This window comes from Hansschlegelia beijingensis, assembly GCF_045505405.1.
In the GTDB taxonomy this organism is placed as follows: Bacteria; Pseudomonadota; Alphaproteobacteria; order Rhizobiales; family Methylopilaceae; genus Methylopila; species Methylopila beijingensis_A.
Map to the genome: position 1 here is coordinate 1 of NZ_JBJKEX010000161.1, position 6593 is coordinate 6593.

General features: G+C 69.1%; 6 protein-coding genes. 5 read left to right on the top strand and 1 reads right to left on the bottom strand.

The features are described from left to right. Window positions 1-1610 (top strand): membrane protein insertase YidC (gene yidC / locus ACIKT0_RS10990; protein ID WP_407105385.1); only part of this gene is annotated, 1610 nt, incomplete at its 5' end. A 187-nt stretch (window positions 1611-1797) separates the two neighbouring features. Next, the gene (gene yihA, locus ACIKT0_RS10995; protein WP_407105386.1) at window positions 1798-2451 is read left to right on the top strand and encodes a ribosome biogenesis GTP-binding protein YihA/YsxC; all 654 of its coding nucleotides are present in this window, start codon (window positions 1798-1800) and stop codon (window positions 2449-2451) included. A 1167-nt stretch (window positions 2452-3618) separates the two neighbouring features. Here the strand turns inward: yihA and ACIKT0_RS11000 are convergent. Continuing rightward, window positions 3619-3882 carry a GlsB/YeaQ/YmgE family stress response membrane protein gene (locus ACIKT0_RS11000; RefSeq protein WP_407105387.1) on the bottom strand — a complete coding sequence of 88 codons (264 nt, stop codon included), beginning with the start codon at window positions 3880-3882 and terminating at the stop codon, window positions 3619-3621. A gap of 169 nt (window positions 3883-4051) precedes the next feature. On the opposite strand from ACIKT0_RS11000, the gene ccrA reads away from it, so the two are divergent. The 3 genes from ccrA to holA form a co-directional block, all read left to right on the top strand. Further along, on the top strand, window positions 4052-5335 hold the full coding sequence (gene ccrA, locus ACIKT0_RS11005; RefSeq protein WP_407105388.1) for a crotonyl-CoA carboxylase/reductase: 1284 nt from the start codon (window positions 4052-4054) through the stop codon (window positions 5333-5335). Continuing rightward, a complete protein-coding gene (locus ACIKT0_RS11010; RefSeq protein ID WP_407105389.1) occupies window positions 5335-5778 on the top strand; it encodes an aspartate 1-decarboxylase in 444 nt (147 codons plus the stop codon). Before ccrA ends, ACIKT0_RS11010 begins: the two co-directional genes overlap by 1 nt. Before the next feature lie 42 nt (window positions 5779-5820). After that, on the top strand, window positions 5821-6593 hold a 773-nt coding region (holA, locus tag ACIKT0_RS11015), incomplete at its 3' end, for a DNA polymerase III subunit delta (protein WP_407105390.1).

The window sequence follows — 6593 nt, forward strand, 5'->3', positions numbered from 1 at the left end:
CGCCGTCCGCCCCCGCGACCGCAGCCGCGCCCCGCTCCCGCGCCGACGTCCTCAAGCAGGGCGTCCGGGTGGCGATCGACAGCGAGCGCCTGAACGGCTCGATCGCGCTCACCGGCGCCCGGATCGACGACGTTTCGCTCAAGGACTATCGCGAGACCGTCAACCCCAAGAGCCCCGAGATCGTGCTGTTCGCGCCGCTCGGCAGCCCGCAGCCCTATTACGCCGAGTTCGGCTTCGTGAACGCTCCGGGCGGCACGGTGAAGCTGCCGGACGGCCAGACCGAGTGGAAGGCCGAGACGACCGGCGCGCTCACCTCCACCACGCCCGTGGTGCTGAGCTGGGATAATGGCGAGGGCCTGACGTTCCGGCGCACGATCTCGCTCGACGACGACTACATGTTCACGGTCAAGGACACGGTGTCGAACGCCGGCGCCGCGGCCCAGACCCTTTACCCCTACGCGCTGATCTCGCGACGCGGCGAGCCGCACGTCGAGGGCTACTACATCCTGCATGAAGGCCTGATCGGCTTCCTGGGCGACGAGGGGCTGCAGGAGCTGTCCTACAAGAAGGTCTCCGAGGGCGCCCGCACCTTCAAGGTGACCGGCGGCTGGCTCGGCATCACGGACAAGTACTGGGCCTCGGCGCTGATCCCGCCGCAGGACAAGCCCTATGCGGGCCGCTTCGCCGCCACCACCGAGGGCGGAAAGGCCTACCAGACCGACTATCTGCTCGAGCCCGTCACGCTCGCGCCCGGCGCGACCGCCGAGACCTCGAACCGGCTGTTCGCCGGCGCCAAGCAGGTCTCGGTGCTGGACCGCTACGAGAGGGAAGGCGGCGTCGAGCGCTTCGAGCTGCTGATCGACTGGGGCTGGTTCCACTTCATGACCCGGCCGATGTTCTACGCGCTCGATTTCTTCTACAAGCTCGTGGGCAATTTCGGCGTCTCGATCCTGATCGTGACGGTGATCGTGAAGCTGCTGTTCTTCCCGCTCGCCAACAAGTCCTACGTCTCGATGTCGAAGATGAAGCTTGTGCAGCCCGAGATGCAGCGGCTCCGCGAGCAGTACAAGGACGACCGGGCGAAGCAGCAACAGGAGCTGATGGAGCTCTACAAGCGCGAGAAGATCAATCCGCTGGCGGGCTGCCTGCCGGTGCTGGTGCAGATCCCGGTGTTCTTCTCGCTCTACAAGGTGCTGTTCATCACCATCGAGATGCGGCATGCGCCGTTCTTCGGCTGGATCCACGACCTGGCGGCGCCCGATCCCACCACGCTGTTCAACCTGTTCGGCCTGATCCCCTGGGACCCGCCGCACTTCCTGATGATCGGCATCTGGCCGCTGATCATGGGCGTGACGATGTTCCTGCAGATGCGGCTCAACCCCGCGCCGGCGGACCCGGCCCAGCAGATCGTGTTCACCTGGATGCCGGTGTTCTTCACCTTCCTGCTGGCGTCGTTCCCGGCGGGTCTGGTGATCTACTGGTCGTGGAACAACACGCTGTCGATCATCCAGCAGTCCATCATCATGAAGCGCCAGGGCGTGAAGGTGGACCTGTTCGGCAACATCCGGGACGCGTTCCGGAAGAAGCCGGCGGACGCCACGAAGACCTAGGCGCGGCGCGCCGTCGTCCCGGACCGCCGCGCAGGCGGATCCGGGACAGTCCTGCTTCGTCATGGTCCGGCCGCAGGCCGGACCATTCATGTTCGACGTCGAGCCCGACGCCAGGAGCGGGTCCTCCGGTCAGGCCGGAGGACGACGGCGCAGGTTCCGGCCGCGCAGCCGGAAAGGAGAGCCGTCCATGGCCGACGAGATCGAAATCCCCGAAGACCCCTATCCGGAGATCGGCCGAAAGCTGTTCGCCGGCCGCTGCGATTTCGTGATGGGCGCGGCGAAGCTCGCGCAGTTGCCCGAGATGGACCGGCCGGAGATCGCCTTCGCGGGCCGCTCCAATGTCGGCAAGTCGAGCCTCGTCAATGCGCTCACCGGCCGCAAGACGCTCGCCAAGACCTCGAACACGCCGGGCCGCACGCAGCAGCTCAACTATTTCGACCTCGGCGGGCGCGCCTACATGGTCGACATGCCGGGCTATGGCTACGCCCAGGCCCCCGTCGAGCAGGTGCGCGCCTGGACCTATCTGGTGAAGTCCTATCTGCGCGGCCGCGCGAGCCTCGCGCGGGTGTTCGTGCTGATCGACTCCCGGCACGGACTGAAAGAGGTCGACCGCGACGCGCTCGACCTGCTCGACCAGGCCGCGACGTCCTACCAGATCGTGCTCACCAAGCTCGACCAGCTGAAGCTCCCCGAGCAGGCGGAGCGGATCGAGCAGACCGCCGCCGCCCTCATCCGCCGCCCCGCCGCCTTCCCGGTGGTGCTGGCGACGTCGAGCCGCGAGGGAACCGGCGTCCCGGAGCTTCGCGCCGCGATCGCACGGCTGATCGACGAGCGCACCTGAGCCTTCCGGCCGCCGCGGCTTGGACTAAGGGGCGCCCTTTCCCTCCCTCACGAGACGCGGAGGGTGGACGGGCCGAGCCCGGCCGGGTGGGGTGTTCTCAGGACAGAGCGCTACGCCCGAAGACCCCACCCGACCCTTCGCTTGCGCGAAGGGCCACCCTCCCCACGGCTTCGCCGCGAGGAGGGAGAAGAGGCGACGCGCCTCGGACGAAGGGCGGTCTTTCCCTCCCTCGCAGAGGGGAGGGTGGACGGCGCAGCCGGCCGGGTGGGGTGCTCTCAGGACAGAGCGCTATGCCCGAAGCCCCCACCCGCCCCTTCGCTTGCGCGAAGGGCCACCCTCCCCACGCTTCGCGTGAGGAGGGAGAAGGAATAAGCCTAGGCTTTTATTCCTTGACATCCAGCCTTGCCCGTGCTCCACTCCTGCTGTCCTTCTCCGACAGGAAGGCGTGTCCGGACCGGCCGGCCATGCGGGGGAGGAGCGGCGCCTGCGCCCGCGAGCACCGGAGCTCGCGGTCCGGGACGTCGGCTGCGGGCCCTGCGAGACGTTTGCGTCTCGTCGGGATTACAGGCCGCCCGCCCCGCACTAGGACGGGGCCGCGCCGTCGAGCGCCTTAAGGCGCGGGATGGGTTTTGGGTTCTCGGCGTTTCCTTCGAAGCGGGAGGTCCGAAATCCGCAAAGGGACCGACCCCTCACGGGGCTACGGGCCGCCCGCGACCGGAGCGCGGCTTCCGCCAGCTGATGACAAGCCGCCGCGCGTGGAGCGCCGGGCGACCGGCAAAATACGCGTAAAACCACGGTGGCCCGGCGCTCCGCGCCTTCCACTGTCGCTGTTTGAACCGGTTTCACGTGACCGCCGTGCGACCCGGCGGATCGCGCGCGTCCGGAGGCCAGAGCTCGACGTCCGAAGACCCCACCCGGCCGCGCTTTCGCGCGTCCACCCTCCCCACGGCTGCGCCGCGAGGAGGGAGAAGAGGCGGCGCGGCTCGGACGAAGGGCGCTCTGTCCCTCCCTCGCAGAGGGGAGGGTGGACGGGCGAAGCCCGGCCGGGTGGGGTGGTATGAGGACAGAGCGCTACGCCCGAAGGCCCCACCCGCCCCTTCGCTGCGCGAGGGGTCACCCTCCCCACGCTGCGCGTGAGGAGGGAGAGAAGGCGGCCGCCGGCGAGCCCTAGGCCCGTCGGAACAGGCCGATGATCAACAGCAGCACGACCGCGCCGATGGTGGCGCCGACGATCGCCCCCAAAATGCCGTTGCCGACGAAGATGCCGAGCCGTCCGAGCAGCCAGGCGCCGATGAAGGCGCCGACGACGCCGACGGCGATGTTGCCGATGATGCCGAGGCCGTAGCCGCGGACGATCAGGCCCGCGAGCCAGCCCGCGATGCCGCCGATGATCAGGATCGCGATGATGCCGAAGCCTGCGAAGGGTTCCATGTGCGCCTCAATGTCCGCGGAGCCCGGCCTATCCCGGCTCCGCGCCTGGAGATAAGGCGGCGAGCTCCGGCGACCATGCCGCAGCGCGGCGCCCGGCTATGGTCGCATTGCGCGGGCCTCCCGGCGAAGCATATTGCCTTGCACATCGCCCCCTGACGGAGAGCAGCGCATGACCGCGTCCGCCGAGCGCAAAGACCTCTACGACCTCGGCGAGATGCCGCCGCTCGGCCACGTGCCCGCGAACATGCACGCCTGGGTGGTCCGCAAGGAGCGCCATGGCCCGCCGGAAAGCGCGAACGAACTCGAGGTGGTGCCGACCTGGCCGCTCGGCGACGAGGACGTGCTGGTCTACGTGATGGCGGCCGGCGTCAACTACAACCATGTCTGGGCGTCGCTCGGCGAGCCGATCTCGCCGATCGACCGGCATGGATCGCCCTTCCACATCGGCGGCTCGGACGCCTCCGGGATAGTGTGGGCGGTCGGCGGCAAGGTGAAGCGCTGGAAGGTCGGCGACGAGGTCGTCATCCACTGCAACCAGGATGACGGCGACGACGAGGAGTGCAACGGCGGCGACCCGATGTTCTCCAACTCCCAGCGGATCTGGGGCTACGAGACGCCGGACGGCTCCTTCGCGCAGTTCTGCCGGGTGCAGTCGCGCCAGTTGATGGAGCGGCCCAAGCACCTCACCTGGGAGGAGGCGGCCTGCTACACGCTGACGCTCGCCACCGCCTACCGGATGCTGTTCGGGCACGCGCCGCACGCGTTGAAGCCGAACGACAACGTGCTGGTGTGGGGCGCCTCGGGCGGCCTCGGCGTGTTCGCGGTGCAGCTGATCGCGGCCTCGGGCGGCAACGCGATCGGCGTCATCTCGGACGAGTCCAAGCGCGACTACGTCATGAGCCTCGGCGCCAAGGGCGTGATCAACCGCAAGGATTTCGACTGCTGGGGCCAGATGCCCAAGGTCAACAGCCCCGAATACAATGTGTGGGTGAAGAACGCCCGCGCCTTTGGCAAGGCGATCTGGGAGATCACCGGCAAGGGCGTCGACGTCGACATGGTGTTCGAGCATCCGGGCGAGTCGACCTTCCCGGTCTCCTGCCTGGTGGTGAAGCGCGGCGGCATGGTGGTGTTCTGCGCCGGCACCACCGGCTACAACATCACCTTCGACGCCCGCTATGTCTGGATGCGGCAGAAGCGCATCCAGGGCTCGCACTTCGCCCATCTGAAGCAGGCCTCCGCGGCCAACAGGTTCGTGCTCGAGCAGAGGGTCGACCCCTGCATGTCCGAGGTGTTCTCGTTCCAGGACATCCCGGCCGCGCACACCAAGATGTGGAAGAACCAGCACGCGCCCGGCAACATGGCCGTGCTGGTCAACGCGCCGCGGGCGGGGCTGCGCACCGTGGAGGACGTGGTCGAGGCTTACCAGGCGTCGAAATCCGCGGCTGCGGCCTGATGCAGCGCTTCGTCCGCGCCAAGCTGCACGGCCTGCGGGTCACCGGGGCCGACCTGAACTATCATGGCTCGATCACGCTCGACCCGGAGATCTGCCGGCGGGCGGGACTGGACCCGCTGGAGTTCGTCGAGATCTGGAACAAGAACTCTGGCGCGCGGATCTCGACCTATGTGCTCTACGGCGTCGCCGGCTCGCGCTGCTGCATCCTGAACGGCGCGGCGGCGCGCACCTGCCAGATCGGCGATGAGGTGATCATCGCCTCCGCGACCTATGGCGCGGTCGACGACGTGATCGCGGCGCAGCCCACGGTGCTGACCTTTCGCCCCGACAACGAGGTGGCGGAGGAGATCGGCTACCGCGTCTTCCGCAATGAGGCCGGCGAGCTCGACATGACGATCGAGAGCGACGGTGCCGTGGTGCCGATCCGCGCGCTGGTCGGCTGATGGCGGCTTGACGCTCGATCGCCGCGACCGCACGGTCCGGCCATGGTCGCCATCAAAGCCTCCGCGGTCGACGCCTTCCTGGCCCGGCCGCAGCCTGACGTGTTCGCCGTGCTGCTCTACGGGCCGGACGCCGGACTGGTGGCCGAGCGCGCCGAGCGTCTCGCGGCCAGGGCGCTCGAGGGCTCCGACGATCCTTTCGGACTGATCCGGCTGGAGGGCGACGAGCTCGCCTCCGATCCGGGCCGCCTCGCCGACGAAGCCCGCACCATCGCCCTGTTCGGCGGCAAGCGCGTCATCCGCGTCCGCGCCGGCGGCCGCGCTATCACGGCGGCCGTCGACGGGCTCCTCAACGGCCCCGCCCCGGAATCGCTGACCATCCTGGAGGCCGGCGACCTGAAGAAGAGCGCGCCGCTGAGGGCGCTGTTCGAGAAGAGCCCGCGCGGGGCGGCCCTGCCCTGCTACCCGGACGAGGCCGCCGGCCGGGACCGCCTGATCGACGACGAGATGCGCGCCGCGGGATTGTCGATCGCGCCGGAGGCCCGCGCCCTGCTCGTCGCCCACCTCGCGGGCGACCGGATGGCGGCGCGCGAAGAGGTCCGCAAGCTCTGCCTCTATGCGATGGACCAGGGCCGGATCGAGCCGGACGACGTCGCCGCCGTCATCGCCGACGCCGGGGATGTCGGAATGGACCAGGCCGTGGACGCGGCCTTCACGGGCCGGACGGCCGAGACCGCAGCGCTCCTGCGCTCCCTCAAGATCGGCGGCACGCCCGCCTCCGTCGTGGTCGGCGCGGCGCTGCGGCACGCCTTGTCGCT